Here is a 17,418-nt window from a genome sequence, read left to right as displayed (position 1 = left end):
CGATAACGATCGCGCAGCAGGCATCGGCCTCAGCACTTCTGGATTCCGATGGTGCGGTTCAGGAGTTCCTCGTCCTCGCGCAGCGCGGCTGCCGAGCCGGCATAGGCGGCGACGCCGCGCTCCAGCACGATGACATTCGTCGAGAAGTCGAGAACGACGTCCACGTGCTGTTCCACGAGGATGCATCCGACCCCGAGCCTGTCGCTCATGCGGACGATGGCGTCCATCAGCTCCTCGCGCACCATCGGGGCCAGACCCTCCAGCGGCTCGTCGAGCAGCAGGATGCGCGGCTGCCCGACAAGCGCCCGCGCCACAGACAGCATCTGCTGCTCTCCGCCCGACAGTTGGGTGCCGCCGTTGCGCCGCCGCTCTTTCAACCGCGGGAACAACTCATAGACCGCGGGAAGCGCCGCGCCGGCCGAGCGCCCCTGCAGGCCCGACAGCAGGTTCTCCTCCACCGTGAGCGAAGGGAAGATGTCCCGGCTCTGCGGCACGTAGCCCAAGCCGGCGCGGGCGCGGGCGAAGGTGGTGGCGCCGCTGATGTCCTTGCCGCCGAAATGGACGCGCCCCTTCATCAGGTCGGCCAGGCCCGTCGCGGTTGCGAGCGTCGTCGTCTTGCCGGCGCCGTTGCGCCCGATCAGCCCCAGGCGCTCGCCTTCGCGCACGCTGAAGCTCAGATGCTCGACCACGGGCACGCCGGCGTAGCCGGTCGTGACGTCGTCGAACCGAAGTTCAATGGGAGTGCTGGGCATGGTGGCCGTCTCGTCCGAAGTAGATTTGCTTGACTTGTTCGTTGGCCGCGACTTCCTGCGGCGACCCCTCCACCATCACCGCGCCGGCAACCAGGACGATGATGTGCGAGGCGAAGCGAAACACCAGGTCCATGTCGTGCTCGATGAGCAGCACCGACAGGTCCTTCGGAAGGCGCTCGATGGCGCTCATGATGCGGCCGCCTTCGCCCTGCGGCACGCCCGCGCCGGGCTCGTCCAGCAGCAGCACCTCGGGTTTCACGGCGAGCGCGAGTGCGATTTCCGCAAGCCGCTGCTCGCCGAGCGCAAGCCGCCCCACCACCCGGTCCGCAAAGGGGTTCAGGCCCAGCATGCCGAGCGTCTCGTGGACCTCGTCGTGCACGCGCGCAGAACGCGCCGGCGAAGGCCACCACTGCATCGAAGCGCGCAGCCGCTGGAGCACCGCGACCTTGACGTTTTCCGCCACGGTCAGGTCCTTGAACAGCCGGCTGATCTGGAACGTGCGGACGATGCCGCTGCGCACGCGTGCGTACTGCGGCAGCTGCACGATCGAGCGGCCGTCGAGCTGGATGTCGCCGGACTTCGGACGGATCGCTCCGCTGAGCAGGTTGACCAAGGTGGTCTTGCCGGCGCCGTTCGGCCCGATCAGCGCCGTGCGGGCGCCCTTCGGGAGCGACAGCGTGACGTTCTGCGTCACGGCCAGGCCGCCGAAGGAGTGGCACAGGTTGCGGGTTTGCAGCCGGGGAGTCATCGGGCTCCTCCCTTGCCGGTCAGACGCCTGGCGTACGCCGCGGCCCGGTCCAGGAGCCCGATCAGGCCCTCGGGCAGGACGATGAGCACGAAGATCAGCATCGAGCCGATCACGAAGAGCCAGTGGTACGGGTTCAATGTCGATGCGATGTGGTGGATGGTCATGTAGGCGACGGTGCCGAGCACCGCCCCCGACAGGCGGCGCGTGCCGCCCAGGACGATCATGACCACCACACCCGCGGACGTTGTGAAGTCGAGCATGAAGAGATTGGCCACCTTGCTGGTCTGCGCGGTCAATGCGCCAGCCAGGCCCGCCACGACGCCGCCGATGGTGTAGACGGCCAGCAGGTGCAGGTACACGCGCCCGCCCAACGCCTGGACGCGGCCCGGGTCCTGCCGGATCGCCCTGGCCGTGAGGCCGAAGGGCGACTCGACCAGGTTGCGCACGAGGAAGTACACCAGCACCAGCGCGCCCAGCGCGTAGAAGTAGCCGGTGTGGCCCATGAAGTTGAACTCCCAGATGCCGAACAGCGGTGCGACCTCGAAGCCGGCGAGTCCGTCGTCGCCGCCGGTGAGCCATCGGGCCCAGTTGGCGAGCTCGAGCAGCAACTGCGCCACGGCGATGGTGAGCATGACCAGCGTGAGCTTGGTCGAGCGCAGCATCACGGCACCGCTGAGCAGCGCGATCAGCCCTCCGCCCAGGCCGCCGAGCAGCAGCCCGACGACCGGATCGGCCGTCAGGTAGAGCGCGGTCCAGCCCGCCACGTAGGCACCGGCGCCGTACAGCGCGGCCTGGCCCAGGGTGGCGATGCCCGCCTGCCCGAGCACGAGGCTCAGCGACAGCGCGAAGATGGACATCGTCGCCATGTTGGTCAGCAACCCCAGGTCCTGCGGGAACAGCACGAAGGCCAGCAGCCCCACCAGCGTCAGGACGATCTCGGCGCGCAGTTGCTTCCACGGGCGGGCACGGGGCGGCGCAGCCATTGCCATGGGCGGAATCACCGCGCTCATGCCTGCCTCCCGAACAGCCCCTGGGGCCGGAACAGCAGGACGACGATCATCGTCAGGAAGAAGGCAGCCGATGCGAGCTGCGGAACCATGTATTTCATCGAGGTCTCCACGATGCCGAGCAGCAATGCTGCGAAGAAAGAGCCAAAGACATTTCCGTTTCCTCCCACGGCCACGACGGCCAGGAGGATCACCAGGTACTTGGAGGCGTAGGTCGGCTCCATCGGCAGCATCTCGGCCCCGGCAATGCCGCCCAGCGCCGCGAGCGCCGCACCGATCGCGAAGGTGGCTGCGTAAATCTTCGTCGTGTCGATGCCGATGGCCCGGGCGATCGGCGCGTTGTCGACCGCGGCGCGCACCCGGATGCCGAAGGACGACCGGTCCACGGCGAGCCACAGGACGGCGACGACCAGCAGCCCACAGGCGACGACGATGAGCCGGTGCCGGGGAATGGAGCGAAAGCCCAGGTCCACGGTGCCGCCGAACGCCTCGGGAAGCGCCACGGAGGTCACCGACGATCCGAACATCAGGTTGACCGCCGCGGTCGCGACGAACATCAGTCCGATCGTCACCAGCATCTGATCGAGGTCGTCGCGGCGGTAGAAGCGGCGCAGCAGCGTGCGCTCGAAGATCACGGCCAAAAGGGCCACCAGGGCGATCGCCATCACGAAGCCCAGCCCGATGGGCACGCCCAGGCGCTGCGGAATGCTCGCCGCGAGAAAGCCGCCGAGCATCGCGAAGGCGCCATGGGCCAAGTTCACCACACGCATCAGGCCCATCGTCATCGACAGGCCCACGGTGATCATGAACAGGATCATGGCGTACGTCACGCCGTCGATCAGGATGCTGCTGAGAAGCGCGAAAGACATTCTGCAGTCTCTGCGTTACTTGGCCGTGCCCTGGATGCGTCCGTAGTCGGGCTGCATCTCGAAGGTCCGGAACTCGCGGTTGACGAAGCGCCCCGACGGCTCCTTCTCGACCACCCGCATGTAGACGTTCTGCACGAACTCGCGGGAGGTGGGGTCGATCTTCACCGGGCCGCGCGGGCTCTCCCAAGAAAAGCCCTTGGCGGCGGCAAGGGCCCTGGGCCCGTCGCGCTTGCCGTCCGTCGCCTTGACCATGTGATAGATCACATGCAGGCCGTCGTACGCATTCGCGAGCTGGACGGTCGGGATGGCCTTGGAGGCCACCTCTGCCAACGCCTGGACGGCCGCATTGTTCAGCGGCGAGTTGTGCGTCGCCGAATAGAACATGCCGGTCTCTATGCCCAGCAGCTCGGGGCCGATCGCGCGCAGCTGGTCTTCATCCGTCTCGCCCGTGCCCAGGAAGCGCACGCCCGCGGCCTTCAACCCCGCTTCGTTGAAGGCCTTGATCATTGCGTAGGTGGCCGGTCCCCCAGGACCGAAGACGTACAGCGCATCGGGCTTGAGCGCCTTCACGCGCTGCATCAGGGGGCCGAAGTCCGTCGTCTTCAGCGGCGCACGAATGGCCTCGAGCAGCTTGCCGCCTCCAGCGACGAAAGCGGTGTTGAAGGCCTTCTCGGCGTCGAGGCCGGGGCCGAAGTCGCTGACCAGCGACACGACGTTCTTCACGTTCTTCTCGAGCGCGTACTTGGCCACCGGCACGGCCATCTGCGGCAGCGTGTAGGAGGTGCGCAGCAGGTAATCGGACTTCTCGAGGAGCGACGAGGTCGACGCATTGAAGATCACGACGGGCACCTTCGCCTCCTGCGCGAGCGCGGCGACAGCCAGCGTATCGGGCGTGAAGTACAGGCCGGCGATGTACTGTGCCCCTTCCTTGATGATGAGCTCCTGGGCCAATGCCTTGGCCTGCGCGGGGTTGATATCCGGCAGGTCGCGGTAGATGACTTCGATCGTGTGCCCGCCCGCAGTGGTGCCATTGAGCTTCTGGTAGGCCTTGGTCGCTCCTTCCCAGGTCTGCCCCACTGCGGAAAAAGGTCCGGACATGGGTGCAATCACACCCACCTTGATGACGTCGGCGCGGCTTTGCAGCGCGAGCGTCGCGAGTGAGACCGCGAGCGCGGCAACGAGTTTGAGGGTCATCTTCTTCTCCAGGTAGTGGGGTCGCTGGCGGGCATTCGCCCGGGGTTTTGACGAGAGGTGGGTCGGGAGTCTTGGGGCGCGGCCTGGCTTCAGGCCGGGATGCCCTGCGGCCGCGCTGCCTCGGTCGCCTGCAGTGCGGCGTCGCGCGGCATCAGGGTCGCGTACTTCTGGTCCATGTCGAAGAGGTTGGCTTCGTGCGCCTGCAGCGACCGGTCGCCCACGCAGTCCGTGACGACCAGGGGGCGAAAGCCGTGGCACATGGCATCGACCACGCTGGCGCGGACGCACCCGCTGGTGGTGCATCCCGCGATCAGCAGCGTCTGCACGCCGCGCTGCGACAACCAGGACGCCAGCGAGGTGCCGAAGAAGGCCGACGGATGGATCTTGCGCAGCACCAGCTCGCCGCTGCGCGGCTGCAGCTGCGCGACGATCTGGCTTTGCGGCGCGTCCTCGCGCAGGGCCAGGATGGGCGGCACCTTGAGCGCGAAGATGTTGGCGTCGGCGCCGTCGTCCTGGTACACGACCCGCGTGTGGACGATGGGCCATCCGCGCTCGCGCGCGGCGGCCAGCAGGCCGCGAGTGCATTCGATGGCCGGCTCGATGTTGCCGCCGCCGAACGTGAGCGGGTCGGCGAATCCGTTGACGAAGTCGATGATCAGCAGGCCGTACGGCGCCTTCGGCGCGACGGCATTGCCGAAGCCCTGCTTCTGGTAGATCTCCGGATCGGCGCTCATCGGAAGGCCTCGTCGATGACCTTGCCGTCGCGAACCACGACGACGTCGTCGAGCTTCACCGTGCAGTTGCGCAAGGGAATGTCCAGGTGGCAAGGCGTGGTGCGAGGCCCTCCGGCCTCGTTGTTGGGGCCCAGCGAAAACAGGAAGTTGCCTTCGAACGCGCGCGCGTCCTGACCGGATGTGGCTTCGCGGTCCACCAGCGACAGCGTGTGCCAGTAGCAGCGCGGCTGCATGCCCCAGCCGATGTGCGCGATGGCGTAGGCCTCGGGGTCCTTGTAGGCCTCCATGAACTCGCGCAGCAGGGCGGCGTCGATGTCGCCCTCGATGCTGCGCACGAAGCCTTCACGCAGCTGCATGGTGACCTTTTCCGAGACGTAGTTCTTCTGCGGCAGCAGGATGTCGCCGCGGTCTATGACGATGGTGCCGTCGCTGCCGCCCTCGTTGGCGAATGTGAAGAGAAAACCGCTGGGCCAGTGGTCCCAGCGCCCAGGCTCCTCGCAGAAGCCGTACTCGGAAATAGTCGGGTAATCGCCGAGCTTGAAAGTCACGTCCGTGCCGGCAGGCGAGGTCACGTGCATCTTCTTGGCGGCCTTGAGCAGCTTCGACGCGGCGAGCACGCGCTCGCGATCGGCCTCGGTGGGCACTGCCCGCACAAGCACCTCGGGCGGCTCGACGGCCAGGAGGATCTTCGTTCCCGACTCGAGGATCTCCATCTGCTCGGGCGAGAACAGCAGCAGCATCAGGTCCAGGACGATGTCGCTGTTCTTCATGGCCGCGAGCGCGACCGGGTTGTTGGTGAGGGGCGTCTCCCCCAGGTAGTTCATCAGGTCGCGGCTGGGTGCCTTCTCCGCATTGATGGGCTGCAGCTCGATCCTGGTGACGACCGCGCCCGCGGCCTGTGCCGCGATCGTCGCGGTCTGCAGCGTCTGCGGATGGGTATGGGGACCGCACAGGATCGAGACCTTCTGGCCGCGCTCCACCTTGCTGAGCTTCAGAACCTCGTCCCAGGCCTTGACCATTTGGTAATCGCTGACTGGCATGTTTCGTCCTTTGTTTGAAAGTGTCAGATCTGCAGGAGCGCAAGGTCCTGCGGGCTGCCGAGCTTGAAGAGCCGGCGGGCATTGCCGTGGCATACCTGCTCGCGGGTGCGCGCGTCGAGCGGCGCCTGCTCTATGAATTCGCAGGCCTCGGCGGTGGACTCGTAGGGGTAGTCCACGGAGAAGAGAACGGCATGGGCGCCGAGCTCGCCGATGGCGCCCAGCAGTGCCGGCGCGGAGCACACGCCGGACGTCGTGATCAGGATGTTGCTGCCGATGTACTCGCTGGGCCTGCGTGCCAGCTTGATGCCCGAGGGGTACGCGGCGAAGCGGCTGTCGATGCGCCAGCGTTGATACGGCAGGGCCTCTCCCATGTGGCCCAGCAGCAGGGTCAGCCGCGGGAAGCGGTCGAACACGCCGCCGAACAGCAGGCGCAGTGCGTGCCCTGCCGTCTCCACGCCCCAGCCCCAGGTAGCCCCCTGGAGGACCGGCATGCCCTCCAGCAATGCCGGCGGCTGGCTGAACGCGTTGGGGTGCAGATAGATGGGCACGCCGAGTGCCTCCGCGCGCTCCCAGAACACGTCGAACTCGCTGTCCTCGTAGTAGCGGCCCAGGGTGTGGCCGTTGATCAGCGCGCCCTTGAAGCCGCACTCGACCACGGTGCGCTCGAGTTCACGCGCTGCGGCCGCCGGGTCCTGGAGCGCGACGTGTGCGAAGGCGCCGAAGCGCTGCGGATGGCGTGCCACGCGCTCGGCGAGAAATTCGTTGTTCTCGCGTGCGCGCCGCACCGCGGCAGCGCCGTCCGTCTCGGCCTGTACGCCGGGCATCGTCTGCGACAGCACGGCGTACTCGATGTTGCCGGCGTCCATCTCGGCCAAGCGCTGGTCGTCGAAGTCGCTGAGCCTGGCATCGAGCCGGGCCACGAAGTCGGCCGGCAGTGCGCGCGTGTACTTCGCTGAGTAGGCGTCGAAACCGGGAGCGCTGAAGTGCTCTTCGAGCGCGATCTTGGGGGTTGGATTCATTAGGGTCCTCAATGGATTCAGGCCGGGTACGCCAGGGCCGTGTCGAGAATTTCGGTGTCGTGCACCACTTCGCGGCTGGCAATGAGCAGCCGTCCGCCGTCGCGCACGAAGCGGTCGTGATAGATGCCCGCGAGATGCACGGTGGAAGGCCCCTCGACCAGGGTCTGCATCAGGATGAAGGGTGTCTGCGAGCTGATCGTGTCGTCCGTCTCTTGCAGCACACGCGTGATTCCCAGCACATGCAGCATGTGCCGTGGCGCGAACATCTGCGAATGGGCTACCGCGAGCGCGCGGTCGGTGATCATGTCCAGGCCCTCGCAGTAGACGAGGCCCACAGGCATGTCCAGCAGCGCGTTCTGGCGCGAGGTGATCCGGTACGTCGCCTCCTTGCTGAAGAACTCGGGCCAGCGCTCGATGTCGTTGGCATCGAGGGCGGCGCAGTACTCGACGTGGAAGCAGTCGACCTCCGCGCGCAGCTCCGCAGCGCGGCGCGGCGAGATCGTGGACCTGGCGTAGGCGAGCCGATCTTTCATGCTGCCATCTCCGCGACACGGATGCCCATGACTTCCCGGTAGTACTGGTAGAGCGACCGGATGCACGACTCCGAGATCAGGTTGCGCGCCGTTCCCTGGTGGCCCGCATCGAGCTTGACGACATTGTTGTCGGTGGACGAATTGCGGATGCCCTCCTGGACGAACTTCAATGCCTCGTTGTCCTCGAGGCCCAGGAAGCCGGAGGGTCCCATCAGGTTGCCCTGCCTAAGGCGGTGCCGCGTCATCTCGGGCGTGTCGTCCTCGTAACCGAACATGGTCCACTGCATCACCATGCTGTTCGGGCCGTTGGGAATGATCTGGCGCACGCCCATCGTGTTCATCTGGCGCTGCACGATCAGGTTCGGCCACATGGTCATCATGTTGGCGGACCAGGGCGAATCGAACTCGCGCACGTAGTCCAGGAACCGCTCGTCGCGCAGCCGGAGGTTGTCGCTGAACGACCGCATCTCCGCCTTGTCGTCGGCGGCGACCGTGGCATAGACCTGATCGGGCTTGGACGACGCCATGTAGCCGTGCCGGCCATGCTCCTTGTCGGCGAAGACGATCGACTTGATGCCGGGCACCAGAAGGCCGAACACCACGAGGAACGAATGCAGCAGCGTCGCGTGGTACGGGTCCTTGAGGTTCTCGTGGTACATCTTCCAGTTGCACGGAAGCTCGTTGCGGCAGTAGCCCAGGATCCTGAGCTTCCTGCCCGAGAACGGAACGTCGAACTCCTCGACGATCTCCTTGGTCATGTACTCCTCCAGCGCCGGCGTCTTGTCGGAGTAGGTGGCGAACACCACGCCGTTGCGTGTGGCCACGCGCAGCCGCCGGGTACCGTGCTCCGCATTCTTGAAGTCCGGCGGCATGCCGCCGACCTTGTTGATTCCACGCTTGAACGGAACGCCCTGCAGGTTGCCCTTGAGGTCGTACGACCACTGGTGATAGGGACAGACGAACTCCTTCGCGTTGCCATGGCTGGAGCGGCAGAATTCGGCGCCCCGGTGGGCGCAGCGGTTCTCGAAGACGGAGATCGTGTTGTCTTCTGCGCGAACGATCACCACGGCCGTGGCACCGACGTAGCCTCGCTTGTAATCGCCGGGGTTCGGGATCTCGGCCTCCAGCGCGACGAAGTTCCAGGTGTCACCGCGGAAGATGCGCTCGATCTCCTGGTCATAGATGGCCTGGCTGGTGTAGACCCAGTCCGGAATGTTGTTGAGCGCGTCCGCGGGCCAGACGCACTGTTCCAGGGGCGGGTTCTTTCGGGCATTCGTGATGCCGATGACCGCCTGCGATTGATACATGAAAGCTCCTTAGGCTGTGAGGGGTGGTTGAACGGTGGAAGGGGCGCCGCCTCGCATCTGCCTGGCCCATGCGCGCAGATCGGTGGCGTCCCGCTGGAATTCGTCGAGCGGCACCGGCTGCCGCCGCTCGAAGAGGGGCCGGATGGCGCGCAGATCGGCGCCGGCGTTGATGGCCACGCCGTGCAGCGGAACGCCACCGCGGTGGCCGATCCACAGCACCTTGCCGGCGGCCGGATCGCCGCGGCGCACGTAGGCGAGACCGGGGCCCGGCAGGCCCAGCATCTGGATGTTGTGTCGGCCCTGGTCGGTCCAGAACCAGGGCACCGCCGGTGCGGGTCCGGCCGCACCGAGCATGGCGGCCGCGGCGGTGCGTGCCTGCTCGTTGGCGTTCTGCCAGGACTCCAGGCGCGTCGGCGTCGCGTGTCCCGGGCGTTGCTGGCTGGTGCAGTCGCCGCACGCGAACACTTGCTCGTCGCTGGTGCGGCACTGCGCGTCGACGAGAACGCCGCCGCCCGCAGCGATCGCCAGGCCCGCATCGCGGGCCAGTGCGTCGTTGGGCGAGAGGCCGATGGCGACGACGATCTCGTCCGCCTCCAGATCGCCGGCATGGGTCGACAGGCGCATGCGGCCGTCGGGCAGAGGGTGGACGTCTTCGAGGGCAGAACCGAGCAGCAGTCGCGCGCCGGCCTGCCGCAGACCGGATTCGAGCCACGCAGACGCTTCCGGCGGAAGAAACCGATCGAGCAGGGACGTCGCGCGCTCGATAACGGTCACCGCCGCGCCGGCCGCCAACGCGGAGTTGGCGATCTCAAGGCCAAGAAAGCCGCCACCCAGGATCGCGACCCGTGGCTTGCCCTGGAGAGCGGCGCGCAACCGCCGCGCGTCGTCGAGGGTGCGCACGTAGTGCACGTGCGGCCGGCCGGCCGGTGCGCACGCCAGCGAGCTGGCCTCGCCGCCCGTGGCGATCAGGCACATGTCGTACGGCAGCACCAGGCCGTCGGCAAGGTGAACCTGCCGCTTCGAAAGATCCAGGGCTACCGCATCGGCGTTGCTTCGCAGATCGATGTCGCCAAGTGCCCAGGCGTCCCGCGCAAAGACATCGAGGCTCGGCTCCTCGGCCGCGACCAACACAGCCTTGGACAACGGGGGACGCTCATACGGCCTGTGACGCTCACGCCCCAGCATCGTGATGCGTCCGCGGTAACCGTGTTCGCGCAGCGCATGGGCGGCGACCGCCGCAGCCTGCCCTGCACCAACGATGACGATGCCGGGCGATGTCATTTCGCAGCCGGCGACATGACGTAGACGTCATCGCCTTCCTGCTTCACGGCGTGCGTGCGCAGGTCCACGGTGACCGGCGCGCACATCGCCTTGCCCGTGCGAATGTCGAAGCGGCCCTGGTGCAGCGGGCATTCGACACAGCCGTCCTCGACATAGCCCTCCGACAGCAGCGCGGTGGCATGTGTGCACATGCTGTCCGTGGCGAAGAACTCGTCGTCGATACGAAACAGCGCGACCCCGTGGCCTGCGACGTTGACGGTTTTCGCTTCATCGTTTTTCAGCTCTCGCGCAGAAGCGACTTTGATCCAGTTCATGGCTCCATCCGGTGATTTCCGGACCTCTCAAAAAATAGTCAGTGAACTGTCATATTAGTTGGCTGTGCTCGCGATTTCAAGTACGGGTTTTTACTGTCCGATGCTGCACCACATTGGCTCTGACGGGCCCTAAGAGAACGCCATAAAAGGGCGAAAATCCAATGTAGTTGCACCAACTTTGCGAGTTCTTGCTGTTAGGGTTTGCATCGACAGAAGCTGTCTTCCATTGCGTCGACATCGGCCATATACTTGTGCACGTGAACTGTCATATCGTGCGGCTCAGATGTCGAAACGCACGTTGGCGATGAAGGCCCTTCTGCGGGGTGCGGCGAAGAGACCTGTTCTTGCGCGTCGATCACCTGGGCATTGCCGGGCATGGGCGGATTCGATGGAGTCCGGCACCAGGAAACCAGTCAAAAAAAGGAAACGCATGGACCGAGCAGACATTCCGGCGAGGCTGTTGAAGCGCGAGGGCATCGGCGCCCGGGTGCCTCGCAAGGAGGACGCGCGCCATCTCGTGGGAAAGGGCAACTTCGTAGGCGACTTCGTGCTGCCGGGCCTGCAGGAGGTCGCGTTCCTGCGCAGCCCGCTCGCGCACGCGGTGGTCACCGGCGTCGAGATTCCCGAGGCGCTCGCGGGCAAGGTGTTCGTGCGCGACATGATGTCGGATGCGGCGGACATCGGATCGCCGTCTTCGGTGCCCACCTACCAGTACTCGGCGCTGCCACCGTTGGCGTCGGGCAAGGTCCGTCACGTCGGCGAGGCTGTCGCGATGGCAGTGGCTCCGACGCGCGCCATCGCGGAAGACCTGCTGGAGGAAGTGGAGGTCGCGTACGACGAGCTGCCCGTCTACCACAGCACGGATTCCGCCCTCGCGGCCACGGGGGAGTTCATGCACCCCGAATGGAAGGACAACGTGTTCCTCACGCTGCGGGCCGATCGCGACTTCGAAGAACTCGCTGCGAAGGCGGAGGTGAAGGTCAGCCGCACGGTCGAGCTGTCGCGCCAATGCATCGTGCCGCTGGAGGGCAAGTCCGTCCTTGCCTACTGGGACTTCCAGACCGACCAGCTCGTGGTCGTCAGCGCCACCCAGGTCCCCCATCTGCTGCGCGTGGGCATCGCGCAGCACCTCGCGATGAACGAGGAAGCCGTTCGGGTCGTGTCCCCCGACGTCGGCGGCGCCTTCGGCTACAAGGGACAGCTCTATCCCGAAGACCTCTGCGTCGCCTGGCTGGCCAAGACCTATCGCACGCCGTTTCGCTACCTCGAGGATAGGCGCGAGCACCTGATCGTCGGCGCCAACACGCGCCAGCATCACTACCGGCTCACGGCCTATGCGGACCGCACGGGCAAGCTGCTGGCGCTGGACGCCGTCATCACCATCGACGGCGGCGCTTATTCCTACTATCCCTTCTTCGTCGGCCTGGAGCCAGGCCAGGCGATCGGCAACCTGCCCGGGCCCTACAGCTTCCGCGGCTATCGGTGCGAGACCCTGTGCGTTGCGACCAACAAGCCGGGGTTCATGGCCTATCGCGGCGTGGCGCGCACCGGCGTCTGCTTCGCGATCGAGCTGCTCATGGACGCCGTGGCCCGTGAGGTGGGGCGCGAGCCCTGGGAGGTGCGGCTGGAGAACCTGGTCCCGGCCTCGGCCATGCCCTATGTGAACGTGGCCAACAAGCACTTCGACAGCGGCGACTTCCCGGCAAGCCTGCGCCGCGCCGTGGAGATGATCGGACTGCAGGCCGTGCGCGAGCGCCAGGCGCGCGGCGAGCCCGACGGGCGGCTGATCGGTTTCGGCACGGCCACCTACACCGAGCAGTCCGCCCACGGCACGACGGTGTTCGCGAACTGGGGCCTGCCAGTGGTGCCCGGCTTCGACCAGGCGGTCGTCAGGATGACCGCGGACGGCGGACTCGAAGTGCGCGTGGGCGTGCACTCGCACGGCCAGGGCATGGAGACCAGCTTCGCGCAGATCGCCAACGACGTGCTCGGCATTCCGGTGTCGAGGATCCGGGTGGTGCACGGGGACACGGCACTCACGCCGTTTTCTTCGGGCACCTACGCCTCGCGCGCCACCGTCATGTCGGGAGGCGCCATCTCGGTCGCGTGCAAGGAACTGCTGCCGCGCATCCAGTCGATCGCCGCCTACCTCATGGGTGTGGATGCGCAGACCGTCGCATTGATCGAAGGACGCGCCGTGTCGGGCGACAAGTCGATCCCGCTGTCGGAGGTCGGGGGCGCGTGGTACCTCACGCCGCAGGACCTGCCCGCCGACGTTCATCTCGGCGGCCTGGAGGTGTCCCGTGCGTACAAGCCCAAGGTCGATACCGGCACCTTCACCTATGCGACGCATGCGGTGGTGGTGGCCGTCGACACCGAAACCGGCGAGGTCGAGATCCTCGACTACGTGGTCGTGGAGGACTGCGGGACCATGGTCAATCCCATGATCGTGGAAGGCCAGACCATCGGCGGCATTGCACAGGGCATCGGCACCGCGATGTACGAGGAGAGTCCGTACGACGAACAGGGCCAGCCGCTGGCCTCCACCCTGGCGGACTACATCCTGCCGGGCGCCACCGAGGTGCCGCGCATCCGCATCGACCATTTCGAGACACCTTCGCCGCACACCGAATTCGGAGCCAAGGGCGTCGGCGAAGGCGGTGCGATCGCGCCGCCGGCGGTGATCTTCAACGCGGTGAACGACGCCCTGCGCGGCACCGGCGCTGCCGAGGTGCTCATGACGCCCCTGACGCCACGCCGCCTGCTCGCGGCCCTCGAAAGCGCGAAGCGCGAAGAGGAGCACGCCCGATGAAAGCGCCGAAGTTCGCATACACGCGCGTCTTTGATGTCGGCGAGGCGATCGCTGCGCTGGCAGCAGGCGCAGGCGCCGCGAAGGCCATGAGCGGGAGCCAGTCCCTCGGGCCGATGCTCAACCTGCGGCTGGCGCGGCCTGCCCAGGTGGTCGACGTCGCGCAGATTCCCAGCCTGCGCACCGTCAGCCGCAAGGGCGACTGGATCGAGATCGGCGCCGCCGTCACCCATGCGGAGATCGAGGACGGCGTGCACCCGCCGCTGGCCGCGCATCCCATGCACCAGGTCGCAGGCGGGATCGCCTACCGCGCGATCCGCACCCGAGGCACCGTGGGCGGCAGCCTGGCGCATGCCGACCCCGCGGCCGACTGGGTGGTGGTGCTGGCGGCCCTCGGCGCGCGCATGATGGTCAGGTCGCCGCGCGGCGAACGCACGATCGACGCCGATGCGTTCATGCTCGGCGCCTACACGACCGTGCTCGAGTCCGATGAACTGATCGTGTCGGTCGCCGTGCCCTCGGAGACATCCTCCACGCATTGGGGATATCACAAGGTCTGCCGCAAGCCGGGCGAGTTCGCGGAGGCCAGTGCGGCAGTGTATTTCGACGCTTCGCGCGAGCGTGCGCGGATCGTCCTCGGAGCTGCCGACGGCCCTCCCCTTTTGCTGCTTGCGCTCGCAGCCGAGATCGCGCGCAACGGTGCCGGCGCGGCTGGCCGCGAGTCGCTGCGCTCAGCCGTGCGCGCTGCGCTCCCTGAACGCGACGCCATCGACCGGAAGCTCTTCACCGCCTGCCTGGAACGCGCACTCGAGCAGTCCGGCGTCCTGGCGGGCGCCAAACACGCGGAGTAAAAAGACTTGGACCCGATTTCCATTCAAGTGAACGGTCGCAGCATCAGCCGGCCGGCTGAGCCCAGGGTGCATCTGGGCGATTTCCTGCGCGACGAACTGCGCCTGACCGGAACGCACCTCGGCTGCGAGCACGGCGTGTGCGGCGCCTGCACCGTGCTCGTCGACGGCCAGCCCACGCGCTCGTGCATCACCTTCGCCGTGGCATGCGAAGGCCGGGAGGTCACCACCATCGAGGGCTACGAAGACGATGCGGCGATGCAGCGGCTGCGGCAGGCATTCACGCGCCACCATGCGCTGCAATGCGGCTTCTGCACGCCGGGAATGCTGACCACGGCACGTGACATCGTGCTTCGCCTGCCCGACGCCGACGAAGCGCGCGTGCGCCTCGAGCTGTCGGGCAACCTGTGCCGCTGCACGGGTTACCAGGGCATCGTCGACGCGATCCTGGACGTGCTCCAGCAGCAGCGAGACACCCCCGACGCGCAGTTCGAGCAGCTGCGCCAGCGACTGGCCGCACCGCGAATGATCGCGCTGAAACGCGTTGCCGCAGCGGCGCCCGCCGAATCGCCGGTGCCGTCGCCCGGCAGGACCGCGGCATCCGGCTCTGCCGCCGCGGCGGACATGGCGGAGGTCGATCCCGTGGCGATGGCCAAGGCCAAGGCGAAAGGCAACGCCATCGAGGTTCATTTCGACGTGCCTCATCCGGTCGACCGGGTGTGGGCATTCATGGGCGACCTGCCCGCGGTGGCGTCCTGCCTGCCGGGCGCGACCATCGACTCGCACGAGGGTGAAAAAGTCAAGGGCACGATCGCCATCAAGTTCGGTCCGATGTCCGCAGCCTTCGCCGGCGCGGCGCGGCTGGAGCGCGACGACGCCGCCCGGCGCGCCGTTCTTCGAGGTGCGGGCCAGGACAGCCTGAGCAAGTCGCGCACGCAGGGCGACATCACCTATCGGCTCGAAGCGCTCACCGCCGACAGCACCCGCGTCCACGTGGACATGATCTACGCGCTGCAGGGGCCGCTCGCGCAGTTCTCGCGATCGGGGCTCGTGAAGGATTTCGTACGCCGCATGGTGGCGGACTTCGGCAAGCAGATCTCCCGCAGGCTGAGCGGGCAGGCTGCTTCGGTCGACGAGTCGCAACCCACGGTCTCCATGGCCGCAATGATGTGGAGCGTGCTGTGGAACCGCATTCGAGGCTGGTTGGGAAGGCCGCCGCAGTCATGAGACCGTTCGTGCCGGCTGCCGCATCCCTTCCAGCGCAGCGGCGAAGCTTCGTGTCGATGCCGTTTGCGCCGCCAGCCGGAACGGCAGCGGGAGTGGGATCGGTCGGTGAATGCAACACCTCGGAGTCGCAATGAGTTTACTTCTTCATGGCTACCACGTGCGCGCCAACGGGGTGCGGCTGCACCTGCTGCGCTATGGCGGCCAGGGCCCGCGCATGCTGGTGTTGCCCGGCATCACGAGCCCGGCCATCACGTGGGGCTTCGTCGCCGAGCGACTGGCTCGCCACTTCGACGTCCATGTGCTGGATTTCCGCGGGCGGGGCCTGTCCTCCAGCGTGCCCGGCATAGACGCCAGCCTGGATGCCATGGCGGGCGACGTGCTCGATCTGCTGGAGGTGCTGGGGTGGTCGTCCGTCACGCTGCTGGGGCACTCCATGGGAGCGCGCGTCGCGATCCGCGCCGCGTCGCGCGACGCGCGCCGCCTCGACAGGTTGCTGCTGATCGATCCGCCCGTCTCCGGCCCCGGCCGCCGCCCCTATCCCGTGCCGCTGTCGTGGTACGTGGATTCCATCCGGATGGCCATCCAGGGCATCACGGCCGACGAGCTGCGTCCCTACGCGCCGACCTGGACGGACGAACAACTGCAACTGCGCGCCGAGTGGCTCCACACGTGCAGCGAGGAGGCGGTGGTCCAGGCGCATGCCGGTTTTCACAGCGACGACATCCACGCCGATCTGGCGAGCCTGCAGACGCCCGGGCTGCTCATGACGGCGGGGCGCGGCGGCGTCGTGCTCGCCGAAGACCTGGCGGAGATCGAAACCCTCGCACCCCACCTGAGGCAGTGCACGGCGAGCGATGCCGGCCACATGATCCCATGGGACGACGAGCTGAACTTCCACCGCCTGTTGGGTGAGTACCTCGAGCTCGACCTGCCGTAGCGGCGGGCGTTCTCGTTCCTATTGCATATGGGGGAGCCGATACACTCGCCGGCTGACACTATTGGCGATCTCGAGATGATGACGAAGCGTTCTCCCGCCCGGAAGAAGACAGGTGGCACCACCGAGGTGGAGGCGCCAAAGCCCAAGGGTCCAGAGCCATTCAATCCGCTGCGCGAAGTCATGTGGCGGCGTCCGGGATTCCTGATCCGCCGGCTCACTCAGATCGGCCAGGCGATCTTCTTCGATCTCTGCAAGTCCGAGAGCATCACGCCGCTGCAGATCGGCATGTTGACCGCGCTTTCGATGAATCCGTGGCTCGATCAGAAGGCCCTCGGCCGCGAGCTTTCACTGGATCGAACGACGACGGCCGAAGTGGTCAAGCGCCTGGTCGACAAGGGACTGGTCGAGACGCGCGTCAATCCGGACGATCGTCGATCGAGGCTGTCGGTGATCACCAAGGACGGACTGAACCTGATCAACGGCCTGCAGGAAAGCATCCACCGCTCGCAGGAACTCCTGATCGAGCCGCTGTCGCCCGAGGACCGCGCCGTCTTCATGAGGTTGCTCGCTCAGCTCGTGGATGCCCACGAAAAGATGGAGAAGCAGGACTAGCCCGTCTGGCTTGAAGCTTCGCGTCGTCCTGCCGTGTGCCCGGCGCCCCTGTTCGGGAGTAGCCGAGTCTTTCATTTACCTTGGATCTGCTTCGAAAGAAAAATCGAGATGAGTTACGTCGCGCCCCTCAAAGACATGCTGTTCGACATCGAACACCTGGCCAACATCGGCGAGATCGCGAAGCTGC

At 66.7% G+C, this 17,418-nt stretch carries 18 protein-coding genes; 6 read left to right on the top strand and 12 right to left on the bottom strand.

The window, feature by feature from the left end:
* Positions 1-29: 29 nt before the first annotated feature.
* From ACTJLF_RS30980 to ACTJLF_RS30925, 12 genes are all read right to left on the bottom strand, one after another.
* Positions 30-752, bottom strand: coding sequence for an ABC transporter ATP-binding protein (locus ACTJLF_RS30980; protein ID WP_019657126.1), 723 nt, complete (start codon positions 750-752; stop codon positions 30-32).
* Positions 733-1,500: an ABC transporter ATP-binding protein gene (locus ACTJLF_RS30975; protein WP_440884582.1), complete on the bottom strand. Its 768-nt coding sequence runs from the start codon at positions 1,498-1,500 to the stop codon at positions 733-735. Before ACTJLF_RS30975 ends, ACTJLF_RS30980 begins: the two co-directional genes overlap by 20 nt.
* The gene (locus ACTJLF_RS30970; protein WP_126185691.1) at positions 1,497-2,510 is read right to left on the bottom strand and encodes a branched-chain amino acid ABC transporter permease; all 1,014 of its coding nucleotides are present in this window, start codon (positions 2,508-2,510) and stop codon (positions 1,497-1,499) included. The genes ACTJLF_RS30975 and ACTJLF_RS30970 overlap by 4 nt, the downstream gene beginning before the upstream one ends.
* Positions 2,507-3,376, bottom strand: a complete 870-nt coding sequence (locus ACTJLF_RS30965) for a branched-chain amino acid ABC transporter permease (RefSeq protein WP_440884581.1) — start codon at positions 3,374-3,376, stop codon at positions 2,507-2,509. The genes ACTJLF_RS30970 and ACTJLF_RS30965 overlap by 4 nt, the downstream gene beginning before the upstream one ends.
* Positions 3,377-3,391: 15 nt before the next feature.
* Positions 3,392-4,570, bottom strand: a complete 1,179-nt coding sequence (locus tag ACTJLF_RS30960; protein WP_440884580.1) for an ABC transporter substrate-binding protein — start codon at positions 4,568-4,570, stop codon at positions 3,392-3,394.
* Between the two features lie 89 nt (positions 4,571-4,659).
* Entirely contained in the window at positions 4,660-5,304 is a 645-nt protein-coding gene (locus ACTJLF_RS30955) for an isochorismatase family protein (RefSeq protein WP_019657121.1), read from the bottom strand.
* On the bottom strand, positions 5,301-6,344 hold the full coding sequence (locus ACTJLF_RS30950) for a 2,5-dihydroxypyridine 5,6-dioxygenase (RefSeq protein WP_354328047.1): 1,044 nt from the start codon (positions 6,342-6,344) through the stop codon (positions 5,301-5,303). Before ACTJLF_RS30950 ends, ACTJLF_RS30955 begins: the two co-directional genes overlap by 4 nt.
* A gap of 23 nt (positions 6,345-6,367) precedes the next feature.
* A complete protein-coding gene (locus ACTJLF_RS30945; protein ID WP_145759903.1) occupies positions 6,368-7,363 on the bottom strand; it encodes an amidohydrolase family protein in 996 nt (331 codons plus the stop codon).
* Between the two features lie 17 nt (positions 7,364-7,380).
* Positions 7,381-7,896 (bottom strand): aromatic-ring-hydroxylating dioxygenase subunit beta, encoded by a 516-nt coding sequence (locus tag ACTJLF_RS30940; RefSeq protein ID WP_440884579.1) that lies wholly within the window; start codon positions 7,894-7,896, stop codon positions 7,381-7,383.
* The gene (locus ACTJLF_RS30935; protein WP_126185697.1) at positions 7,893-9,203 is read right to left on the bottom strand and encodes an aromatic ring-hydroxylating dioxygenase subunit alpha; all 1,311 of its coding nucleotides are present in this window, start codon (positions 9,201-9,203) and stop codon (positions 7,893-7,895) included. The genes ACTJLF_RS30940 and ACTJLF_RS30935 overlap by 4 nt, the downstream gene beginning before the upstream one ends.
* Positions 9,204-9,212: 9 nt before the next feature.
* Entirely contained in the window at positions 9,213-10,484 is a 1,272-nt protein-coding gene (locus ACTJLF_RS30930) for an NAD(P)/FAD-dependent oxidoreductase (RefSeq protein ID WP_126185698.1), read from the bottom strand.
* Complete coding sequence (locus tag ACTJLF_RS30925) at positions 10,481-10,798, bottom strand: non-heme iron oxygenase ferredoxin subunit (protein WP_126185699.1); 318 nt, start codon at positions 10,796-10,798, stop codon at positions 10,481-10,483. Before ACTJLF_RS30925 ends, ACTJLF_RS30930 begins: the two co-directional genes overlap by 4 nt.
* A gap of 430 nt (positions 10,799-11,228) precedes the next feature.
* Here ACTJLF_RS30925 and ACTJLF_RS30920 point away from each other — a divergent pair, with 430 nt between their 5' ends.
* From ACTJLF_RS30920 to ACTJLF_RS30895, 6 genes are all read left to right on the top strand, one after another.
* Complete coding sequence (locus ACTJLF_RS30920) at positions 11,229-13,610, top strand: xanthine dehydrogenase family protein molybdopterin-binding subunit (protein ID WP_440884578.1); 2,382 nt, start codon at positions 11,229-11,231, stop codon at positions 13,608-13,610.
* Positions 13,607-14,458 carry an FAD binding domain-containing protein gene (locus ACTJLF_RS30915; protein WP_440884577.1) on the top strand — a complete coding sequence of 284 codons (852 nt, stop codon included), beginning with the start codon at positions 13,607-13,609 and terminating at the stop codon, positions 14,456-14,458. The genes ACTJLF_RS30920 and ACTJLF_RS30915 overlap by 4 nt, the downstream gene beginning before the upstream one ends.
* 6 nt (positions 14,459-14,464) lie before the next feature.
* Positions 14,465-15,682: a xanthine dehydrogenase family Fe-S subunit gene (locus tag ACTJLF_RS30910; protein WP_440884576.1), complete on the top strand. Its 1,218-nt coding sequence runs from the start codon at positions 14,465-14,467 to the stop codon at positions 15,680-15,682.
* Between the two features lie 130 nt (positions 15,683-15,812).
* Positions 15,813-16,619, top strand: coding sequence for an alpha/beta fold hydrolase (locus ACTJLF_RS30905; RefSeq protein ID WP_440884575.1), 807 nt, complete (start codon positions 15,813-15,815; stop codon positions 16,617-16,619).
* Between the two features lie 75 nt (positions 16,620-16,694).
* Complete coding sequence (locus ACTJLF_RS30900) at positions 16,695-17,231, top strand: MarR family winged helix-turn-helix transcriptional regulator (protein ID WP_440870992.1); 537 nt, start codon at positions 16,695-16,697, stop codon at positions 17,229-17,231.
* Between the two features lie 108 nt (positions 17,232-17,339).
* On the top strand, positions 17,340-17,418 hold a 79-nt coding region (locus ACTJLF_RS30895), incomplete at its 3' end, for an acyl-CoA dehydrogenase N-terminal domain-containing protein (protein WP_440884602.1).

It is taken from the genome of Variovorax sp. 22077, assembly GCF_052044195.1.
In the GTDB taxonomy this organism is placed as follows: Bacteria; Pseudomonadota; Gammaproteobacteria; order Burkholderiales; family Burkholderiaceae_C; genus Variovorax; species Variovorax atrisoli.
Note: the sequence above shows the minus strand (reverse complement) of the source record. Positions and strands in the feature narration are given on the sequence as shown.